This is a genomic window from Dethiosulfovibrio peptidovorans (assembly GCA_002748665.1).
Classification (GTDB): Bacteria; Synergistota; Synergistia; order Synergistales; family Dethiosulfovibrionaceae; genus Dethiosulfovibrio; species Dethiosulfovibrio peptidovorans_A.
Map to the genome: position 1 here is coordinate 1 of PDTB01000007.1, position 20,400 is coordinate 20,400.

The following is a 20,400-nucleotide window of genomic DNA, read 5'->3' on the forward strand; positions in this document are numbered from 1 at the left end:
AAAAAAAGAATATGACTATTTTTTTCAGGAAACTGCATAACCTTAGACTCTATTGACGGGCAATATCTAGGACCTCTACCGGTGATAGCACCCGTGACAATGGGCGATCTATTCAGGTTGTCCGTGATAATACGGTGAGTTTCACTAGTGGTTTTCCCAATCCAACAGGTTCCATAACGATAAATCTGAGGCTCATCCCAAAGATCAAATGCCTGAGGCGTTGGCTCTCCTTCTTGGACCTCCAAGGCACTCCAGTCAATGGAATCAGCATGTAATCTGGGTGTCGTCCCAGTTTTAAGTCGACCCATAGAAAAGCCCATAGAACGAAGAGAATCAGCCAAGCCATGGGCTGGGATTTGTCCTAAGGGCCCAGATGGAAAGGTAACATGACCGATGTGAACCTGACCGTTTAAATACGTCCCCGTCGTGAGTATGAGCGATCGACCGGTATATTCTTGACCATATAAGGTTTGAACTTGAAATCTTCGACTTCCCTGTATCCTGAAACCGACCACCATATCCTGGCTCATATCTAATCCAGGCTGACTCTGAATAGCCGAGATATAGTGACGATGATAGTCGTGAAGGTCACACTGTGCTCTGAGTGCCTGAACAGCCGGTCCTTTAGACGTATTAAGCCAACGCATCATAATAGCTGATCGATCAGTCGCTCGAGCTTGTTCTCCCCCAAGGGCTGATATCTCACGAACGAGATGGCCCTTGGCTGGACCACCGATGGAAGGATTACAGGGCATGAGAGCCACGTTATCCAGATACAGGTTTAGAAGGAGTGTTCGAGCCCCCATGCGGGAGGCAACCAGAGAGGCTTCACATCCGGCATGACCACCTCCCACCACGATCACGTCATACAGACCACTGTTCATGATCCAGATTTTTCTTCCCGGGAAAACACGTAGGTCAGAACGGTTGTGTGTTTTGTAGCTGAACGACGATCACAAGCGAGAGATATGGTCACTCCATCCGCGGACCAAATTTGAGTTTCTCCTCCGTCGTGCTCTCTCTTTTCCCGAACATATCCGTACTTTGACCGAAGTTTTAGGGTCAAGTCTTCATAAGTATCAAATATAGAAACTGATATATCCTTGCTTTTTTCATTTAAAAAACAAAAGAATCTAAATTGAAATTCAGTCATACGGTTATTATAAAAAGTAACTAAAATTGAGCAAGGTTTATTAAAAAAAACTCCCTCAAAGAGAGACTGTCTTAACCGACCCATATCCAAAGCTGTGATATCCTGAATGAGCCTCCCTCCCCTCTGAGCTATAGCCTGAGATACCATGTTAAAAGACGATCCTGAAGGTATGCCCCATACAGAATGTTCCCTACCCCACGCTGGGGAAGATACCATAAGTCCTAAAATAATAAAAATACCTATATTTTTTCTTATAATTTTTAATAAATCTATATAAATCATTTAATACCCCCCTCTCTTAGCTCCCCATCTCGAATACTCCATCGAACACCAGGCCAGTTCACGAGATCATCCTCAGCTGTCGCTGCAAAAACCTGCCACCCTGACCGGTGAAGAACATCCACGATAATTTTTCGTCCGTGACTATCGAGCTCTGACGCCACCTCGTCCAAAAGAAGGATCGGAGCTCTTCGAAGTTTACGTTCCACGGCCCAACCTGCTGCCATGATAAGAGCCAGAGACGCTCGACGACGTTGACCTCGACTAAATCTCATGGATGCGTTCATTCCCCGAGCTGTCAGAACAAGATCATCACGGTGAGGACCGATCAGAGGACGACCGGCAAACCTTTCCCTGTGAGAGCAGCGATCAGAGCTCTCACCATACCACGTCTTGACATCGTAACCAGATGCTCCCCCTCCAGGAGCTAAAGTAAGCCCTATAGATTCGGGTAAAAGATCCCGTACCCCCCTCAAACCCATTTCAATAGCGATAACGGCTTTTTGGCGGCAAATCCAAAGGAATTCCGCTAAAGGAGCTAGACTCCTATCCACCAATTTGACAGACCGTCTCTCCATTAAAAGGGCTTTTTTATGTCGTATTCCTCGACGATACTCAGCAAGCTTCATAGCATAGACTGGGTAGAGAAGCGCACACATGATATCCAAGAAACGACGTCTGATTCCCGGCGTTCCCTCGATAAGAGCTAAATCTCCCGGAAGAAAAGCCAATGCGGGTATCCTGTACCGTATGGATCCACAATTACTTCGTTTACCATCGAAGCGCATAGAGCATCGGGTGGTGACTAACGATTGAACAGTCACCGACTCCTCACCTTGAAATGTCCCCTTCAAGACCCCCCTGGTTTCATCTGTATCCCAGTTGAGCAGAGGAGAACGTCTCAAAGACTTAAAAGGACCCCATCCAGTAAGGATATGAAAACTTTCTAATATATTAGTTTTCCCAACCCCATTTGGACCAATAAGAAGATTAAGTTTAGGAGACCAATTAACTTTTATATTTTTTATATTTTTAAAGTTTTTGACAGTGCTTTCCTCGCAAAACACTTAATTAATAGACTCCTCCCAATCATCCAGAGCCTCAAGATCGGTGCTTTTCAGCTTGATGGGCATGAGCATGTACAGGAAATCGCCTCCATTTGGACGGAGCATCATCATCTGTCCTTCCTGACCATTGAAGGACAGAGTTACCTGATCACCGTGAAAAGCTTTAAGACCTCCCATAAGGAACGTTACGTTGAAAGCTACTTTGAGAGACTCTCCTTTAATTATGCCATCGATAAGCTCTTTGGCCTCTCCGATATCGGGAGCTTTTCCAAATAATTTGAGAGAACCTCCAGGGGAAAGGGTTAAAATTACCGTTTTATTATGATCTCGAACTACAACATCAATTCTCTCTAGCGCATCAATAAATTGGGTTCGGTCGATCTCCAGGGTTGTTGTTGTGTTAGGATTGAGTATTTTTTCATAATTAGGAAATGATGAATCTATTTTTCTAATAGAAAATTCTAAATTGTCCATAGTGAAGTATCCTAAACTTCCATCTATTGAGATGCAGATTGGTTCTTTACCGTCTATTCCTGAGAGGATTCGAAGGAGCTCTCTTATGGATCCCAAGGGTAGGAGCATCTCTCGTTCTTCTCTTTCCTCGTCCAGATAGGATTTAGAGAGCGACAGGCGACGACCATCGGTAGATACACAATGACATTCACTATTTTTAATCTGTATAAGTTCAGCTCCGAGGTATTTTGGAAACTCTTCTCCAACGCTGCCTGCGATCCCCCCCTCGTCGAGGATTCTCTGTAATTCGCTGGTTTGCAGTGTACAGAAAGGCTGGCTATTCTCAGCAGATGGGAGGGGTGGAAAGTCTTCCACTGGGTAGGTAGTAAATCGATATGTATTCCGTCCCGCTATGATAGTTCCATTTCCCTCGTTAGTTACTTCTACGGAAAAAATAGATGTTGGAGCTTTTTTAAATAGCTCTCCAACGATTTTTACTGGAAAGATAGCTTGTCCTGGTTGGTCGACCGTTATTCCTGATGCTGTCGTTCTGAGAGAGGTTTTCAGGTCTGTGGCTTGAAGGGTGACTCCTGTAGTGTCAGCAACACAGAGAACTCCAGAGATGACACTGAGAGTGCTTTTTTGGGCTGCTATTCGTTCGGTTACGCTCCATGATTTCATGAATGTATTTTTATCTATGGTAAGTTTCATTGTGGGTAGCCTCCTCTAAGAGCTTCTGAGATTTTTTACTTAAAAACCGTAGTCTTTGTAGTATGGAAGGTGTATATGTGGATAACGTGTCCAAAATTCCTTGGAACCATGATGAGAAATGTGTATATGTACGTGGATATTATGGGGATTTTTGTTCACATTACTCACAGTTTTTTTGTTCTTGAATATTGAAATCTAGGTTATCCACATACGTATAACGCCAATCACAGCTTATTCTCTATGTTGTCCACAACATTCTTGATTTTGAGATTGTCTTTTAAGAGCTGTTCTATTTTCTTTTGAGCGTGAAGTACAGTAGTGTGGTCTTTTTTATTAAAAGCAGTTCCAATTTGATGAAGGCTATTCTCTGTATGTTTCCGACATATATACATCGCAATTTGACGAGCTGTAGCAATCTCCGATGTTCGTTTATTTCCTACGATATCATTAATAGTCAGAGAGCACTCTTCAGCGACGATTTGTTGTATGAGTTCAATGCTTACTGGACCTTTGGAAACACGACGAATAATGTCTTTAAGCCACTCGGATGTTTTTTCTACCGTGATGTGTTCACTACTCAGTTCGGCACATGCGATGACTCGATTGAGAGCTCCTTCAAGCTCTCGAATATTGCTGGGCACATTTTGAGCTAAGTAGATAATGACATCCTCGGGTATGGAGTATCCTCGAAACTCAGCCTTTTTAGTCAGTATCGCACAGCGAGTTTCATAGTCTGGGGGTTGGATGTCAGTGACAAGTCCCCATTCGAATCGGCTGACGAGGCGATCCTCAATGGCTTTGATCTCCTTGGGAGGACGATCGGAGCTGAGAACGATCTGCTTTTTATCGTTGTGGAGGCTATTAAAAGTGTGAAAAAACTCTTCCTGGGTGCTCTCCTTGCCGGCCAAAAATTGGATATCATCGATGAGAAGAAGGTCCAGGGTTCTATATCGATTTCTAAATTCGGCGGTTCGGTTGTTTCGAATGCTCGCGATAAGTTCATTGGTGAATTTCTCTGAACTGACATACCCCACTTTGAGATTTTTGTTGTTTTCTAAACCATGGTGACCAATAGCGTGCATGAGATGGGTCTTGCCTAAACCGACTCCTCCCCATATAAAAAGAGGATTGTATGCTGCTCCTGGGCTTTCAGCCACAGCCAGACTGGCGGCGTGAGCTAAACGATTGGACTTACCCACGACAAAGGACGAAAATATATAATTTGGATTCAGACCATTTGGACTTCTCTGAGTTTGTTGTTTTACGGTCAGCTCTGCCCGTTCCTTTTCTTGTCTGTTGGGTTTTTCGACGACTACAAGTTGGATTTCGTTGCCGTAGTTTAACTTATTCATAGCTTGTTCCAGGGTTTTTTGAAAACGAGTTTTTATTTGAACCTCGACAAAGTTATTACCGACATCGAGGGTCAAGATGCCGTCTTTCATGCTGAGGGGTTCGCAGGTTTTAAGCCACGTATCAGCAGCTCCCTGTGTTAAATTAGGTGTAGCAGCTATAACGATTTCTTGCCATATTTTTTGAAGATCTTTCACAATCTGATCACCTCTAAAATGGGTGTATTTTCTGAGATTTGTCCACAAAAGTTATCCACATATTCACATCAATCCTACCTCAGCATGTGTAAAAAAGAAAGGCTTATCCCAGAAGGCTTTGAGATTTGTATAAGGTTTTAGCACAATTTGACTAAGTCTTTCGAAGCTATGATAGAGGCTACTGGTGATTTATCCACAGCTTATCCACTTTTGTGGATAGAAAGGTTCACGTCGTGGAAGAATTTTATCATATGTCACGAACCTTTACTTATGGGTAGAAGTCTTTACAGATCGACCTTTTTATGAATAATGATAGTACTTATTTTTTATAGAGAGGTTTGACGTATGTCCATTTACATGAATAATGCTGCAACAACCTGGCCAAAACCGTCCTTAGTAGGTCAAAGAATGCTCGATTTTTTGACAGACTCCGGTGCTAACATAGCTCGAGGATCGGCATCTCGGAGGGATTTAGATACCATGGATATGGTTATTACCTGTCGAGAGACCTTAGGACGTATTTTAGGTGGATACGAGAATGGCGATCCTAGGTATGTCACCTTCACCACTAATGTGACTGAATCGTTGAACGTTGTCCTTAAAGGATTCTTAAGATCAGGTATGACGGTAGTTACCACCTCCATGGAGCATAATGCCGTAATTCGTCCTTTGAGGAGGTTGGAGAGGCAGGATATCAATGTAGTGGTTCTTCCCTGTGATCGACAAGGTCGTCTCAATCCTGGTGATCTTCGAAATTTTCTTGACGATCAATTGGTGGATATGGTCGTTATGGCACATGCAAGTAACGTATGTGGTGTCGTTCAGGACTTAAAGACGGTTTCGTCTCTCTGCGTTGAGCGGGGGGTTCCATTAGTTGTGGATACAGCTCAGACGGCTGGGGTTCTGAATATATCGGCCTCGGAGCTTGGAATTTCGGCCCTCTGTTGGACTGGTCATAAAGGGCTTATGGGACCACAGGGTATAGGGGGCATTCTCTGGAATCCAGGATTTGCCTCTCGATGTGAGTCCCTGATTGACGGTGGGACCGGCAGTTTCTCCCATGAGGAGGTCCAGCCAACCTCGATGCCCGACGCCTTTGAGTCCGGCACACTTAACCTTCCCGGTATAGCTGGCCTTCTAGGGGCTCTGGAATGGCTTGAGGAGACGGGGATTTCGTCGATTAACCATCGAGAAACAGCCTTGGGTAACCGTCTTTTTCAGGGGCTCCTGGCTATTCCTGATGTGGTTCTATACGGGCCCGAAAGCATGTCGAATCGGCTTCCTGTTTTTTCTCTGAACATTCAGGATGTCGATAACGGTATTTTGGCTCAAGCACTGTCCGAACAAGGTATCGAGACAAGACCAGGTCTTCACTGCGCTCCTTTGGCCCACAGAACGTTAGGTTCTTTTCCACAGGGATCCCTTAGACTCAGTATAGGGTATTTTACCTCTGAGGAGGATGTGGACAAAGTGCTTTCGGTTTTTAAAGACCTTATTCTGAGAGGGATTTGATTTTTTCCCATCTCTCCGATACAGTGTGTCTTGATCACAACAGGGAGCCTCTAAAAACTCAGAAACTCGCCCCAGGTCGTTTTGGCGAGACAGGGCTATGGCGAAACGACCTGGGGCTGGGAGATTCGGATATAGGCTTTTAGAGGTGCCCAATAGAAGAAATGCTCGGAGGGTACCCATGAAAATAGTGATTGTCGGAGCAGGAAACGTAGGCTATTCCATCGCCAAGAGCCTCTCTGAAGAGGGGCACGACATTGTGGTGGTAGAGCGGGATCGTTCTGTTGGCACTAAGGTCGAAAATGAATTGGACGTAGCGGTGGTGTTTGGTAATGGATCCAGGCCACCAGTATTGGAAACTGCCGGGGTAAAAAATGGATGTGATATCGATTTTTTAGTGGCCTGTACCAATCGGGATGAGGTCAACATAGTAGCGTGCTGGATTGCTAAACGATGTGGTGTCAAACGCGTTATCTCGAGGGCAAGGGGACTGGAGTACACGGACTCTCCTCAGTGGGGAGCTTTTTTAGGTATCGATGTTATGAATTCACCAGAACGATCGGTAGCCAGAGATATTGACGACTTGCTGGCGGTGAACGCCGCAGTCCACGCCACCGAGCTATTCGAGGGGAAGGCCGGATCCTATGCCTTTCGAGTGGTTCCATCTTCGCCTATCTTAGGAATGAGTCTCTCGGAAGTCGGGAGAAATTATCCCGATATATCGGCCATCATGGTGTATGTCGAACGAGAGAGCGACGGATTCGTTCCATCGGGAGATTGGGTCGCCCAGGAGGGTGATATCTGTTTTCTCGTATCCTTTCGGAATAAAGTTTTCCAGTTACAGCAACTTTTCCATCCGACGAAGGACAAGGGACTCCGACGGGTAATGATCGTAGGGGGTGGAAAGCTGGGAGCTCATCTTGCTCGTCGGTTAGTTCGGCGATATCCGGGGATATTAGTTAAGATTATAGATAGAGACAGTGGAAAATGTAATAAGCTAGCTGAGGAGTTCCCCGATGTAATGGTTCTCTGTGGTGACGGAACCGACGAGCGTCTTCTTCGTCACGAGGGCATCGAAAGTATGGATGGGCTTGTGGCCACTACCGAACGGGACGAACTGAACATGATCGTCGCTGTTTTGGCCACGAGATTGAAAGCCAGAAAAACTGTAGCGGTGGTCCGCAAGGCGGTCTATTCTCGGCTATCTGAAAATCTCCCCATTGACGCTGTGGTTAATCCCAACGAATCACTAGCCTCCTTAATCCTTCGTCACGTTCGATATCCGGAGACTGCTGGATCGTTATCCCTTATTGATCGGATTGGCGCTGAGATGCTGGAGGTTGTTGTTCCCGATAACAGCCCGGCTATTGGGCGTAAACTTATGGATCTTCAACTCCCCAAAGGGGTATTGTTTGCCATGGTCAACAGAGACGGGCGAGTTATTCTTCCCAGGGGTGACATGGCTCTCCAAAGTCGTGACATTGTCTCAGTCTTTGCCACAGGAGATCTTCTTCCTAAGGCGTTGAAAGTACTGGGTGTTCAACAGTGAGGTACGGGCTGGTCTGTCGGGTCCTGGGGCTTATCGGGGCTATCGTATCTCTTTCCATGCTCTGGCCTCTATGGTGGAGCTTAAAGGATGGAAGCGCCGACAGAATTCCTTTTATATGTGGGATCGCTATTGGTTTGGGTATCGGTGTCGTCTTGTACTGCTTGGGTCGGGGACAGGATTACCAGGAACTGGGAATACGAGAGGCCTTTGCCGTGGTGAGTCTTTCATGGATCCTCGCCTCGTCTATAGGGGCCGTGCCTTTTTATATGGCTGGGACCACCTCCACTTACACTGACGCTTTTTTTGAAGCCATGTCCGGTTTTACGACAACAGGTGCTTCAATTCTTTCAGATATCGAGTCCAATCCCCGAGGTATTTTATTCTGGAGAAGCCTAACCCATTGGCTTGGGGGTATGGGTATTATCGTGCTCAGTTTGGCTGTCTTGCCATTTATCGGCGTCGGAGGCATGCAACTCTTCAAGGCTGAGGTTCCGGGACCGACTCCGGAGAAGCTCACCCCTCGTGTACAGCAAACGGCGGTCCTTCTGTGGGGAGTGTATGTGTTGCTCTCCTTTTTGGAGGTTCTTGCCCTCTCTATCGCTGGGATGAACCTTTTCGATGCTCTCACCCACACGTTCGGTACCATGGCCACTGGCGGTTTTTCGCCATTGAACGGTAGTGTGGGGCAGTTCCATAATCCAGTTTTTGACTGGATTATCATCGTCTTTATGTTTTTGGCTGGCGCTAATTTTGCTCTGCACTACATGGTGCTTCAAGGCAAGCTTTTGGCCCTTTGGTACGACGAGGAGTTTCGGTTTTATTTCAAAGTTATTGCCTTCTCAAGTCTGAGTATCATGGCATTCCTCATGTTTTCTGGATCATACAGCTCGCTGGAGAAAGCTTTCAGGGACGCAACCTTTCAGGTTGTCAGTATAGTCACCACGACAGGCTATGCCACAGCGGATTTCGATACGTGGCCTCAGTATACTCGTTTTTTGTTGCTCCTTCTTATGTTTATCGGTGGTTGTGCTGGATCCACCGGAGGGGGGATCAAGAACGTACGAATCATGGTGGTCCTTCGTCGGGTTGGCGTGGAGCTTCGACGGCTTCTTCATCCTCAGCAACTGATAAAGATGCGTCTAAACGGAAGACCCTTGAGGGAGGATATCATTACCTCGGTCACGGCCTTCTTTCTCCTCTATATGGTTCTTTTTGCCGTTGGGACTGCCGCCATGGCCGCCATGGGATTGGATCTCTTGTCAGCCCTCTCCAGCGTGGCCGCGACGTTAGGAAATATTGGCCCCGGATTGGAGTCCGTAGGGCCTACTCAAAACTATGGAGCTATATGCATACCGGGCAAGTGGCTTCTCTCCCTGTTCATGCTCCTTGGTCGACTGGAGATATTTACGGTTATCATGCTTTTTATGCCTGGAACGTGGCGACAGTAACGTACCTATATGTGAGTAAAAAAGAGAGGGTGGCCTTTAGGCTCTCCCTCTCTTTTTTATGTTTCCCGGGAAACATAATACTGGTCTCAAGTCGATACGCGAGAATTTTGTTCCCATGTGGATACCAAGGATCGATTTTTTAAGTTATTCAGAAGCTGTGTCATTGATATCTCCAAGGAGAGAGGAACGTCCATTTTAACATCCACGATCTCGCTGAAATGAGGGTGAACAGAGGCCTCAGGGAGTCCAAAACTTGTCAGATGATGGAGAACGTCGCCATACCTGTCGTAGGTTGTCTTAAAACTAAAGGCTGTCGTTGCCACGGCCTCTCGAAAGGTACATCGTGTAAGGGCAGCGGATGCGGCCTCTGAATATGCGTCTATAAGGCCTCTGACACCCAGTTTGACTCCACCAAAATATCTGGTGACGATTACGATGACGTCGTATATGTCAGCCTGGACGATGGCTCCAAGGATCGGTCGTCCAGCCGATCCTGATGGCTCACCATCATCTGAGCAGTGGGTAGAGGTTTCAGGATATCCTAATCGATATCCCCAACAAGAATGTCGAGCGTCGGGATATCGTCGGGAAACGTCGTATAGGGCTGTTCTAACCATCTCTGGGGTGATGACAGGAAATGCCTGGGCTATAAAGGTTGAACGGCGCTCCTTGAGAATAAACTCCCCCGGCGTAACGACTTGGATGTATTGATCGTTTATCGCGGCCATGCGCTTCGAAGGACTTGACAGGTCTCAATCAACGCCTGAGGTAGCACCCGAATGTCGTCCAAGACAGGCATAAAATTGGTGTCGCCGTTCCAGCGGGGAACGACATGAAGATGAAGATGGTCGGCTATACCGGCTCCCGCAGCCTCTCCCAGGTTCATCCCCAGGTTAAAACCATGAGGGGACATGTTTTTTTTCATGACGTTCAAGGCTGTTGACGAGAGGTCGTGCATCTCGTCGACTTCGTTAATATCTAAGGCGCTGTAGTCGGATATGTGTCTGTATGGGACGACCATGAGATGACCTGAGTTGTAAGGATATCGGTTCAAAACGACAAAACAGCTTTTTCCTCGGTGAACGACTAAGTTAGTCACGTCGTCATTTTGAGAGCAGATTCGACAAAACGCACATCCATCAGGTTCGTTTTCGCTCATAATATATCGGATTCGCCACGGTGCAAAAAGGTGATTCATACGCTCATCTCCCTTATCTTTCTTTATTTTATCAATGAAGATGTCCCCTGGGAAACGTTCTTCGATGATCAGGTCGAAAAACGTTTTGCCTCAAAAAAGTAACTGTAAGGCACCTCTAAAAACCTACATCCGAGTCTCTCATCCTCAGATCATTTCGCCAGAGCCCTGTCTCGCCCAAACGTATTTTTGACCTGCCTGTTCCGTACCATAGCCTCAAAGGGCCTCGAATAGGCTCCGTCGAAACGACCTGAGGCGAGTTTCTGAGTTTTTATAGAGGTTCTCTGATAAAAATAACGAGACCTTGTAGGAGGCCTCGTTATTTCCCGGGAAATATCTTAGCGTTTCCGTTTTTGGAGAACGTTTCGAACGCCTAAAGCAGCATGCCCCCCTCCGAGAAAGGCTCCTAGTAGGGCTCCGGCGAGCATAGACCAGTGGGGCCACCCCCGAGCGGAGAGTTCTTTCCCTATGTATAGGCCAGAGATGATGTATTCCCCCAAGAGGAGGGCTAAAGAGATGATTTGGCTGAACAGGACGATGTCGTCAATGATTTGTTGTTTCATGGGGTATTGACTTCTGCTGTGGCAAAAAGCTCTTCTTTTTCTTTTGACAATAGATCGCCTAGCCGACGGATCTGTTCGGCATTTAGCCCTGAAAGGGTAACCTTCATATTATGTCTTCGCCCTGTGACGGATACGAAGATCTTGAAGGGACGGAGTGAGTTTCCCCAGTCCGGTGTTGTCCGCGTGGTTTGCTGTGTAGGCCTGTTTTTGTCTTTGATACGTTTTTCCAGCTCTCGAACGGTCCATTCCTGTTCTGCAGCCTGTGTCGCCATGACAGACACGAGACTGGGGCTCTCCAGGGAGAGGAGAGCCCTGCCGTGGCGTTCAGAGAGGGCTCCTTTTGTTATCATTGTTTTGACGTCCTCGGGTAGGTTAAGAAGGCGAAGTTTGTTAGCCACTGCCGAGCGACTCCATCCAATTCTGGCTGCTACGTTTTCCTGTGAGAGCCCAAAACGGTTCATAAGCTCGCGAAGCGTATGGGCGACTTCTATTGAAGAGAGGTCGTCTCTTTGGATATTCTCGATGAGGGATGCCTCTAAAATATCCTTCTCCTCGCCCTGAAAGAGGATGGCCGGTATTTCTGAGAGGCCGGCTTGTTTCGCTGCCCTCCATCGTCGCTCACCAGCTACGATGATGTAGCCGTCGTCCTTGGGAGCGATTAAGAGGGGTTGAAGGATGCCATGGTTCTTGATGGAGGTTGTGAGCTCTTGAAGAGAGTCCTCGCTGAAAACCTTTCGAGGTTGGTCTGGGTTGGGGAAGATCTTGTCCAGAGGTATCGTCCGAGGTTCTAAAGGAGAGAAGGTCTTCTGAGGAAGGAGAGCCTCCAGTCCTTTGCCTAGTGATCGACGTTGAGCCATCTTTGTGACACCTCCTCGGATAGTTCTCGGTACGCTAGAGCTCCCCGACAGGCTTCCTGGTAGTAACTTACGGGCTTGCCATAGCTTGGAGATTCGGAGAGGGTTACATTTCTCGGGATAATCGTCTGGAAGACAGCGTCGCGAAATCCCTCTCTAACCTCCGCGACAACATCATTGGCTAGCCTTGTTCGACCATCGTACATGGTGAGAACCACACCGTCGATACTCAGGGTTTTGTTCAGGTGCTGACGCACCAAGTTAACCGTCTGGGCCAGTTGTCCGACGCCCTCTAGGGCATAGTATTCGCATTGGATCGGTACCAGGAGTCGGTCAGCGGCGACGAGAGCGTTGATCGTCAAAAGTCCTAAAGAGGGGGGGCAGTCAACAATAGCCACATCGAAACGATTTTTCAGAGGGTCTAAGGCATTTTTCAGCCGAGACTCCCTGCTAATGGCCGAGGAAAGCTCAACTTCAGCTCCAGCGAGGTTGATCGTGGCGGGAATCAGAGAGACGCCCTTCCAGGGAGTCATGATTACCGTGTTTTCTGCCGGTTCATCGTCGATGAGAATATCGTAGAGGCTTTTTGATTGACTACTTTTTTCATAACCTAAACCGCTGGAGCAGTTGCCTTGAGGATCCCCATCGATGACCAGGGCCGAGCATCCTTGAAGTCCCAGTTCCGCTGCCAGGTTGATACAGCACGTGGTCTTGCCAACGCCTCCCTTTTGATTTGTAACGGCTATTGTAATCATTATTTTGCCTCCCACCAGTGTTTTTTTGTCGCTCTGCCAGGACGTCTCGGGTACGTTCTCGGGCAGGGTGTCGTTTTCTTGAATATGACGAAAACTCCATCTTTATCTCCGTTTCGATAGGGGAACGTCGTCGGAGGAGTAAGCCCGAGACGATCCCACCGGTTACCTACAACGTCCAGTTCCATTTGGTATTTAGGTCCCTTGAAAGCCAACAGGGATCCTTCGATCTGGATAAGGGGTGCCAGATATTCGGCGACGACACCTATCTCGCTTACTCCCCGGGCTGTAGCCAAATCGAAAGATTCTCTATGCTTCTCAGCCAGTTCCTCTGAGCGGCATCGTCGAATCTGAACGTTTTTGAGATCCAGTTCGAGCACCATACCCTTGAGGGCCTCGGTCTTTCGTTGTTGGCTCTCTACGAGCGTTATTTGAAGATCGGGGCGACAGATAGCCCAGACGATACCGGGCAAACCTCCGCCGCTGCCCACGTCAACCACCGTACCTCTTGGGGGGAGGTGAGGAAGAGCATGAATGCAGTCGGTGATGTGGTCGTTCCAGATTATCGTATGGTCTTTGGGACCGGTCAATCTGGTTCGTTCCGTGGTCCATTGGGCAAGGATTTCTCCGTATCGGCGTAGTTGAATTTCTAATTTTGTCGGAATATTCGTGGGCCTCAGCGTGCCTTTCAATAACGTTTCCATAAGAGAACATCTCCTTTGACGTCCTAAGTTTTTTATTGGTCGTTCTCCTCCTCTGATGGAACGGAGATATTTTTTTCTACGATACGTCGGAATGCCCACCCGGCAAATCCAAGCCCTGTAGAGTGACGATAGAGACAGAGGACGCTTATACACTTTTTTTCCAGTCCTTTCACCGGTAAAGAGATGAGGCTCCCGTTCTTCAGATCCTCAATAACGGAACCGCGGTTGATGAAGGCAATTCCCACACCGATTTTTGCTAGGGCTCGAGCCACCTCCCGGCTGTTGACGAAAATACCTCTATACTGGTCGATCCTCTGTTCCACTAAGTATTCCTGAACGAAGGGGAAGAGGGAGCATTCTTTTTCGTACAGGATGAGTTGTCCCTGGTTAATATCGGATGGTGGAATGGTGTGTCGGTGAGCCCATGGGTGGCTTGGTGTCGCTACTAAGTTAATATGATCCTGGGTGATGGTAAAAACCTTGAGATCCTTCCCGTTGATCATTCGGATATTACCTTCCAGAAGGGCGATCTCTATGATCCCTTTTCTGAGCATTTCGTGAAGTTCCAGGTCGCTCCCCGTCAGAACGGTTATAGCTATCTCAGGATATTGGGATTGAAAACGGGCTATGAGCGGAGGGAGTATATGAGTTCCTACGTACGTTGAGACACCCAAAGCCAGTTTTCCGAACCTCAAGGCCTGCATCTCCTTAAGGCGATTGGGGATGGAGTCGGTTTTTTGAAGGACTTCCAAAGCCAGGGTGTACAGGGCGTTCCCTTCGGGGGTGAGGGAGAGGCTTCGTCCCTTTCGATTGAAGAGGGCGATATCGTATTCCTTTTCCAAAGCGGCGATGTGTTGGCTGACCGAGGGTTGGGAAAGATATATCTTTTCGGCGGTTTTGGTAAAGGATCCCTCTTCGACAAGGAGACAGAATGTCCGAAGGTGGTGTAGTGACATAATAAATCCCCTCCCTGAGATAATGATGACCTCTTGGGATCATTATATCCTTGGGAGGAGCAGTAAGGCTAATACATTGATAAAACCAATTTATTATATCAGATTTTATTGCTTGATCCTGATCGACCACGGTGTATTCTGGAGGCGGAGGTGATTGTCCGTGGACGCATCAAGGCGCGAGGAGCTTGTACAACTTTGTCAAGAGTTAATTCGGTACCCTAGCCCGTCGGGTAGGGAGGATAGGGTTGCCGATTTTCTCTGCGCCGTGATGACATCTTTGGGGTATGACGATCTCTGTGTAGATGGATATGGGAGCGTTATGGGTACTCTCCGGTTTGGATGCGAAAAAAGACCAGTCGTGCTCTTCGAGGCTCAGATGGACCACGCTGAGGAGGGCGATCCTGGGGAATGGCAGCAATATCCCTTTGGAGGAGTTTTGGAGAAGGGGCGGATATACGGTCGAGGTGCCACCGACCAAAAAGGTATATTAGCGGCTATGGTGCTCGCCCTAGCTTGGCTCAGGCAGGATATTTCAAAGGATCTCTCCGGAACCCTTGTTTTGGCTGCGATGGTTCATCAGGAAACCTTTGAGCGTGCGGCGTCCCGATTGGTAGCTGAGCAAGTTTGTCCTGACGGAGTTATCTCGGGAGAGCCTTCCGAATTGACCGTGGAGCGAGGGCAAAGAGGGAGGGCCTCCCTTGTCCTTGAGACCTTCGGTCGCATGGAACACAGCTCCATGGGGGATTGTAGCTCAGCCGAGCGTATGGTCGAGCTTGTCTCTTTTTTGAAGAACCGATACGTCCCGTTGAAGGATCCTTTTTTTGGTCCAAGCTCTCTGAATTTGACTAGTCTTCATTCCTTTCCTCTCGATGTACGAACGACCATGCCACTCCGCTGTCGAGCGACATTTGACCGACGGGTTCTTCCGGGAGAGACCAGAGAGAGTATCCTGAGAGATCTGCGTAATATAGTTGCTCAGGCTCAACTGGTTATCCCGAATTTGGACGTCCAGATTCACATGAATCGAGATGATGGTCGTTGTTATACCGGAGCAATGATTAGGTCAGAGGGTTTTGTACCGGCTTGGGAGATGAGTCCCGATGTTCCCTTTCTTCGGATGGTCCTTGATGGCGTCAGAGCGGCGGGGATTAAACCTGAGCTCTCTCAGCGGTCAGGGTTTGGGACCAACGGCTGTATCTACGGCGGAGACTTGGGGATCCCGACGGCGGTCTTCGGGCCCTCAAGAAGGGAGCTGGCTCATGTTGTAGACGAGTACATTGATGTGGAGCAATTGGTCCTGGGATGCGAGGGGTACTATGCCATCGCCAGGGAGTTATTGAGCCGAAAGGAGGACTTTCGTGGTGGGAGCTGTAACTGAGCTGCAATGTGCTCTCTGTGGTACAACGTACGATCCAGACCTTGACCGTATGACATGTCCCAAGTGCGGGATAGATGGAACCATGCATGTCTTATACGATTATGGGATCGTGGGCAAGCATCTGACCCGGCAGAGCCTAAAGGTCAACAGGGATCGTTCTCTGTGGCGATATCTGCCCCTGTTACCCCTGTCTGATCGCCGTTATATCCCGAACCTGCAGGTGGGATGGACGCCCCTGTACGAAAGCCGGAATTTGGCCAATCGATATGGGGTCAGGCGTTTGTTTGTCAAGGATGATGGTCGAAACCCTACAGCATCTTACAAAGATCGGGCGAGCTCGGTGGCCGTGGCGATAGCCAGGGAGCTGGGACGAGACACCGTTGCCTGTGCATCGACGGGGAACGCCGCCAGTTCCCTGTCGGGCTTTGCGGCTGTCGCTGGTCTCAAGAGCGTCATCTTCGTTCCTGAGGCGGCTCCGGCTGCCAAGGTCACACAACTCCTGGTCTACGGGTCCCAGGTCTATCTGGTCCAGGGAGATTACGAAGAAACGGTTAATTTGGCAATTCAAGCTATTGATGAACATGGATGGTACAATCGAAACTGTGCCATTAACCCTTATTTAGTTGAGGGTAAGAAAACCTGCGCCCTTGAGATCGCTGAACAAATGGACTGGGAGCTTCCTGATCGGGTGATTACCTCTGTGGGAGATGGCTGTATCATCAGCAGCCTGTATAAAGGATTCAAGGATCTCAAGGAAATCGGTCTGACGGATCGTATTCCTAAGGTCACCGGAATTCAGGCTGAAGGGGCCTGTCCGATCCATCGGGCTATTCAGTCCGGTGCCGATCGAGTCTCTTTCGAAGTGCCTGAGACCGTGGCTGACAGTATCTCCGTTGGAGCTCCCCGAAACTGGGTAAAGGCCTTGAACGCCATTCGAGGCAGTAACGGGACCACTCTGACCGTTTCGGACCGTCAGATACTGGACGCCATAACCGAGCTGGCTCAAAACACTGGGGTTTTCGCTGAACCAGCTGGGGTTACGGCCTTTGCTGGCTTTAAAGTTATGGCTGAACGGGATATGTTGGATTATGATGAGTCGGTGGTGGTTGTGGCCACCGGGAATGGCCTGAAAGACATCGTGAGTGCTCAAAAGGCGGTGTCGAAGCCCGTTACGGTGAGCCCCTCCATGGAAGCCTTTCGAGAGGCCATGACGTTTTATTTGGATTAGGAATTCGGATGCCTGGAAGACATCTTCGCCTCAGAGCGAAGAACACAAATACACTCAAAGGAGAGCCTGACCATTATGCCGTACAACCTAATTGATCTGACCGTTCACGAGGATAAGCTGAAAAACGCGGTGGAACGGGCCAAAGAAAGAAAGATCGCTATTCCGACCTTTGCCCAGATGAAGGATCCTTCCAGGGTTCCCCAGAGCATAACCGAGAAACTTCGGTCAGTGGGCCTCTGGGATGTGGATCCCCTGAATCTGTTTCGAATCACGTGGAGAAACGAACCGAAAAAGACGGGGGGACTCTTTGGCGGCGTCAACTTTGTCGAACTGCCCAAGTCCCTCACCGGTGTCGACGCTCGAATTTTAGCCTTGGTGGGCAAGTGGTTTCCTACGGGATCTCACAAGGTGGGGGCTACCTTTGGCTGTCTGGTGCCCCGACTGGTTACCGGTCAGTTTGACCCGATCAACCAGAAAGCCGTCTGGCCTTCGACGGGGAATTACTGCCGAGGCGGCGCATACAACGCCCAGCTTTTGGGATGCGAGTCCATAGCCATCCTCCCCGAGGGTATGAGTCGGGAGCGTTTTGAATGGCTTCAGAGAGTGGCTGGAGAGGTTATCGCTACCCCGGGGTCCGAGAGCAACGTGAAGGAGATCTTCGATAAAACCTGGGAATTGCGAACAACCCGAGACAACATCGTTATCTTCAACCAGTTCGATGAGATGGGAAACCATCTGTGGCACTACGTGGTGACCGGAAGCGCCATCGAGGACATGTTGAAGCAGGCGATGAGGAAAGGAGAGCGATACTTTGGTTGTGCCTTCACCACAGGGTCTGCCGGGACCATAGGCTGTGGTGATTACCTGAAAGAACTCTTCCCCGCCAGCATCATCGCTGCATCGGAGGCTCTCCAGTGTCCCACCCTCCTGTGGAATGGCTGGGGTGCCCACAGAATAGAGGGCATCGGTGACAAACATGTTCCGTGGGTTCACAACGTCAAGAATACCGACATGATCATCGACGTGGATGACGTTGACTCCATGGCCTGGATCCGCTTGTTCAACGAACCTGCCGGTCAGGCGTATCTGAAAAAACAGGGTGTTCCCCGTGATTTAGTGGATTGTCTGGATCTGGTGGGTATCTCAGGAGCGGCCAACATTATCTCCTGCATCAAGATGGCCAAGTACTACGAGCTGACCGATAAGGACGTCTTGGTTACGGTCCTCACCGATTCCATGGAGCTCTACCAATCCCGACTTCTGGAGATGGAGGAGGAGTTCGGTCCTTACGGCGAGACAGATGCCGCCGTGGATTACAACCGCCACGTTCTGGGACTCTCGGTGGACTACATGCAGGAACTTTCCTACAGGGACAAAAAACGAGTTCACGACCTGAAGTACTACACCTGGGTAGAACAACAAGGTAAGGACATGAGCGAGCTGGACGCTCAGTGGTACGATGCAGAGAATTACTGGAGTGAGATCCACGCAATGACTGAGAAGATCGATGAGAAAATCGAGGCTTTCAACGAGCGGACCGGTCTCCTGAAATAACAGGAGGGGAGCGATTTTGACCTCTTTTTGGTGGGCGCTCGGATGTGAAGAGGGGCCGGAGCCAAATTTGAGACTTTCTTTGGGGCAATGAGTTGTTGGAACGCTTGGCTCTTGCCCCATCATCTGTCCAAAAAAGAGAGCGAAGGGGTTGACTATTATTGATCGTCTTGTCGGCGATTCTTTGGCGGATTCGTGGTGTCGACGGAGCCTGCACGGCTGTGTACAAGCTTTCAGGCCTGTCGTTCGGGTGAGTCGAGCTGACTGAATCAATGGTGAAGTGCTCTGGAGAGATATTTTCTCAGAAGGAGGTGGTAGCTCAGTTGACGAGGGAAAAGTTCCATACTTCCCGTTCGGATCAAGAGAGCATTTAAATCCGGGGTTTGTGGCTTCGAAGATTTTGTGGCTTCGAAGATGATGTGGAAAGACAGGCGAAAAGGGAGGTACGAAGAATGAGACGAGCTTTGACGATACTGACGATGTGGGTATTTTTGGTCACTGTGGGAACCTCGGCTTGGGCTGGCCCCAAGATTCTGAAGTTGGCCCATCTAAATCCTCAACAACCTTTTGAGAACGCCACCGGAGCTATGGCGGCCGTGTTTAAGAGCATGGTAGAAGCTGGAACCAACGGGTCGATCAAGGTACAGATCTTCCCCGCCGGTCAGTTGGGCAACGAGCGGGAAAGCATGGAGCAGGTTAAGATCGGGGTTATCCAAAGTTACATCGCCTCAGCCGGTGGCATGGCCCCCTTCTACCCCCTGTACGGTGTGCTGGATATCCCCTTCGCCGTGCCCAACTATGCTGTGGCCTGGAAAGTCTTCGACGGCCCATTTGGCGATTTTCTCAAAAAAGATATTCACAAGGTAACGGGTTTCCACGTTTTGGGCTTTGGTGAGGCCGGAGGGTTTTTCCAGCTTACCAACAGTGTCCGCCCCATCAAGACGGTTGAGGACATGAAGGGGCTGAAGATGCGGACAATGACTTTGCCAACCCACCAAAATCTCATGAAGACCTACGGAGCTGCTGCTACGCCCATTGCGTGGGCTGAGGTATATACGGCTCTCCAGACCGGGGTGGCCGACGGTCAGCATAATCCCATCCCCATCATCCTCCTCGGTAAGCTCTTCGAAGTTCAGAAGTATCTCACTCTGACGAACCATATCTACAGCACGTACTGTTGGGTTATGAACGACGATTTCTGGAAAGGACTGAACAAACACGAACGGAGCGTTGTGAACGCATCCGCCATGACCGCCATCGTGGCAGGTCGAGGGCTCAATCGGATCATTGAGGGATCCGACCGGGGACTGCCCACCCTGATCGAGAAAGGTATGGAGGTAAACACCCCCACGCCGGAAGCCATGACGGCTTTCAGGAGCATGGGTGTCGAGTCTGCCATGGCATTCATCAAGGAGGCCTTTGGCGACCAAGGTGTGGAGATAGCCAAGCGCTTCCTCAAGGCCATAGACGAGGCTAAGGGCGAGGCTGGCGTACAGTGAGCTT

Annotated in this window: 19 protein-coding genes; 7 read left to right on the forward strand and 12 right to left on the reverse strand. The window is 49.0% G+C overall.

From position 1 onward, the window contains the following. The 5 genes from CSA35_00580 to CSA35_00600 all read right to left on the reverse strand — a co-directional run. Window positions 1-884, reverse strand: an 884-nt coding sequence (locus CSA35_00580) for a tRNA uridine-5-carboxymethylaminomethyl(34) synthesis enzyme MnmG (GenBank protein ID PIE55479.1), incomplete at its 3' end; no start/stop codon positions are given. Beyond that, window positions 881-1,435 (reverse strand): hypothetical protein, encoded by a 555-nt coding sequence (locus tag CSA35_00585; GenBank protein ID PIE55480.1) that lies wholly within the window; start codon window positions 1,433-1,435, stop codon window positions 881-883. The genes CSA35_00585 and CSA35_00580, both read right to left, overlap by 4 nt. Beyond that, window positions 1,432-2,499: a DNA replication and repair protein RecF gene (locus CSA35_00590; GenBank protein ID PIE55481.1), complete on the reverse strand. Its 1,068-nt coding sequence runs from the start codon at window positions 2,497-2,499 to the stop codon at window positions 1,432-1,434. The genes CSA35_00585 and CSA35_00590 overlap by 4 nt, the downstream gene beginning before the upstream one ends. Continuing rightward, window positions 2,500-3,663 (reverse strand): DNA polymerase III subunit beta, encoded by a 1,164-nt coding sequence (gene dnaN, locus CSA35_00595; GenBank protein ID PIE55482.1) that lies wholly within the window; start codon window positions 3,661-3,663, stop codon window positions 2,500-2,502. A gap of 224 nt (window positions 3,664-3,887) precedes the next feature. Then, on the reverse strand, window positions 3,888-5,210 hold the full coding sequence (locus CSA35_00600; GenBank protein ID PIE55483.1) for a chromosomal replication initiator protein DnaA: 1,323 nt from the start codon (window positions 5,208-5,210) through the stop codon (window positions 3,888-3,890). Between the two features lie 345 nt (window positions 5,211-5,555). Between CSA35_00600 and CSA35_00605 the strand changes: the two genes are divergently transcribed. The 3 genes from CSA35_00605 to CSA35_00615 all read left to right on the forward strand — a co-directional run bounded on the left by CSA35_00605 (window position 5,556) and on the right by CSA35_00615 (window position 9,716). After that, complete coding sequence (locus tag CSA35_00605; protein ID PIE55484.1) at window positions 5,556-6,722, forward strand: aminotransferase class V; 1,167 nt, start codon at window positions 5,556-5,558, stop codon at window positions 6,720-6,722. A gap of 178 nt (window positions 6,723-6,900) precedes the next feature. Further along, window positions 6,901-8,268: a Trk system potassium transporter TrkA gene (locus CSA35_00610; GenBank protein PIE55485.1), complete on the forward strand. Its 1,368-nt coding sequence runs from the start codon at window positions 6,901-6,903 to the stop codon at window positions 8,266-8,268. After that, window positions 8,265-9,716 (forward strand): potassium transporter, encoded by a 1,452-nt coding sequence (locus CSA35_00615; GenBank protein ID PIE55486.1) that lies wholly within the window; start codon window positions 8,265-8,267, stop codon window positions 9,714-9,716. Before CSA35_00610 ends, CSA35_00615 begins: the two co-directional genes overlap by 4 nt. 86 nt (window positions 9,717-9,802) lie before the next feature. Here the strand turns inward: CSA35_00615 and CSA35_00620 are convergent, their stop codons facing one another. The 7 genes from CSA35_00620 to CSA35_00650 all read right to left on the reverse strand — a co-directional run bounded on the left by CSA35_00620 (window position 9,803) and on the right by CSA35_00650 (window position 14,740). Next, a complete protein-coding gene (locus tag CSA35_00620) occupies window positions 9,803-10,444 on the reverse strand; it encodes a YigZ family protein (GenBank protein PIE55487.1) in 642 nt (213 codons plus the stop codon). Next, window positions 10,432-10,914 carry an HIT family hydrolase gene (locus tag CSA35_00625; protein ID PIE55488.1) on the reverse strand — a complete coding sequence of 161 codons (483 nt, stop codon included), beginning with the start codon at window positions 10,912-10,914 and terminating at the stop codon, window positions 10,432-10,434. Before CSA35_00625 ends, CSA35_00620 begins: the two co-directional genes overlap by 13 nt. Window positions 10,915-11,249: 335 nt before the next feature. Further along, window positions 11,250-11,474, reverse strand: coding sequence for a hypothetical protein (locus tag CSA35_00630; GenBank protein PIE55489.1), 225 nt, complete (start codon window positions 11,472-11,474; stop codon window positions 11,250-11,252). Next, window positions 11,471-12,331 (reverse strand): chromosome partitioning protein ParB, encoded by an 861-nt coding sequence (locus CSA35_00635; protein ID PIE55490.1) that lies wholly within the window; start codon window positions 12,329-12,331, stop codon window positions 11,471-11,473. Before CSA35_00635 ends, CSA35_00630 begins: the two co-directional genes overlap by 4 nt. Beyond that, window positions 12,310-13,083 (reverse strand): chromosome partitioning protein ParA, encoded by a 774-nt coding sequence (locus CSA35_00640; GenBank protein PIE55491.1) that lies wholly within the window; start codon window positions 13,081-13,083, stop codon window positions 12,310-12,312. Before CSA35_00640 ends, CSA35_00635 begins: the two co-directional genes overlap by 22 nt. Then, window positions 13,083-13,784 carry a 16S rRNA (guanine(527)-N(7))-methyltransferase RsmG gene (gene rsmG, locus CSA35_00645; protein ID PIE55492.1) on the reverse strand — a complete coding sequence of 234 codons (702 nt, stop codon included), beginning with the start codon at window positions 13,782-13,784 and terminating at the stop codon, window positions 13,083-13,085. Before rsmG ends, CSA35_00640 begins: the two co-directional genes overlap by 1 nt. A 32-nt stretch (window positions 13,785-13,816) precedes the next feature. After that, entirely contained in the window at window positions 13,817-14,740 is a 924-nt protein-coding gene (locus tag CSA35_00650) for a hypothetical protein (GenBank protein PIE55493.1), read from the reverse strand. 160 nt (window positions 14,741-14,900) lie between these two features. On the opposite strand from CSA35_00650, the gene CSA35_00655 reads away from it, so the two are divergent. From CSA35_00655 to CSA35_00670, 4 genes are all read left to right on the forward strand, one after another. Next, window positions 14,901-16,118: a peptidase M20 gene (locus tag CSA35_00655; protein ID PIE55504.1), complete on the forward strand. Its 1,218-nt coding sequence runs from the start codon at window positions 14,901-14,903 to the stop codon at window positions 16,116-16,118. After that, window positions 16,102-17,346: a threonine synthase gene (thrC, locus tag CSA35_00660; protein ID PIE55503.1), complete on the forward strand. Its 1,245-nt coding sequence runs from the start codon at window positions 16,102-16,104 to the stop codon at window positions 17,344-17,346. Before CSA35_00655 ends, thrC begins: the two co-directional genes overlap by 17 nt. Window positions 17,347-17,421: 75 nt before the next feature. Continuing rightward, window positions 17,422-18,900: a pyridoxal-5-phosphate-dependent protein subunit beta gene (locus tag CSA35_00665; protein PIE55494.1), complete on the forward strand. Its 1,479-nt coding sequence runs from the start codon at window positions 17,422-17,424 to the stop codon at window positions 18,898-18,900. Window positions 18,901-19,349: 449 nt separating this feature from the next. Beyond that, window positions 19,350-20,396, forward strand: coding sequence for a C4-dicarboxylate ABC transporter substrate-binding protein (locus CSA35_00670; GenBank protein ID PIE55495.1), 1,047 nt, complete (start codon window positions 19,350-19,352; stop codon window positions 20,394-20,396). The last annotated feature ends 4 nt before the right edge of the window (window positions 20,397-20,400 follow it).

Excerpts from the sequence above, each read along its gene's own strand:
- CSA35_00585 (PIE55480.1), bottom strand. The coding sequence starts at position 1,435 with ATGATTTATATAGATTTATTAAAAATTATAAGAAAAAATATAGGTATT.
- dnaN (PIE55482.1), bottom strand. The coding sequence starts at position 3,663 with ATGAAACTTACCATAGATAAAAATACATTCATGAAATCATGGAGCGTA.
- CSA35_00605 (PIE55484.1), top strand. The coding sequence starts at position 5,556 with ATGTCCATTTACATGAATAATGCTGCAACAACCTGGCCAAAACCGTCC.
- CSA35_00610 (PIE55485.1), top strand. The coding sequence starts at position 6,901 with ATGAAAATAGTGATTGTCGGAGCAGGAAACGTAGGCTATTCCATCGCC.
- CSA35_00620 (PIE55487.1), bottom strand. The coding sequence starts at position 10,444 with ATGGCCGCGATAAACGATCAATACATCCAAGTCGTTACGCCGGGGGAG.
- CSA35_00625 (PIE55488.1), bottom strand. The coding sequence starts at position 10,914 with ATGAATCACCTTTTTGCACCGTGGCGAATCCGATATATTATGAGCGAA.
- CSA35_00630 (PIE55489.1), bottom strand. The coding sequence starts at position 11,474 with ATGAAACAACAAATCATTGACGACATCGTCCTGTTCAGCCAAATCATC.
- CSA35_00635 (PIE55490.1), bottom strand. The coding sequence starts at position 12,331 with ATGGCTCAACGTCGATCACTAGGCAAAGGACTGGAGGCTCTCCTTCCT.
- CSA35_00640 (PIE55491.1), bottom strand. The coding sequence starts at position 13,083 with ATGATTACAATAGCCGTTACAAATCAAAAGGGAGGCGTTGGCAAGACC.
- rsmG (PIE55492.1), bottom strand. The coding sequence starts at position 13,784 with ATGGAAACGTTATTGAAAGGCACGCTGAGGCCCACGAATATTCCGACA.
- CSA35_00650 (PIE55493.1), bottom strand. The coding sequence starts at position 14,740 with ATGTCACTACACCACCTTCGGACATTCTGTCTCCTTGTCGAAGAGGGA.
- CSA35_00665 (PIE55494.1), top strand. The coding sequence starts at position 17,422 with ATGCCGTACAACCTAATTGATCTGACCGTTCACGAGGATAAGCTGAAA.
- CSA35_00670 (PIE55495.1), top strand. The coding sequence starts at position 19,350 with ATGAGACGAGCTTTGACGATACTGACGATGTGGGTATTTTTGGTCACT.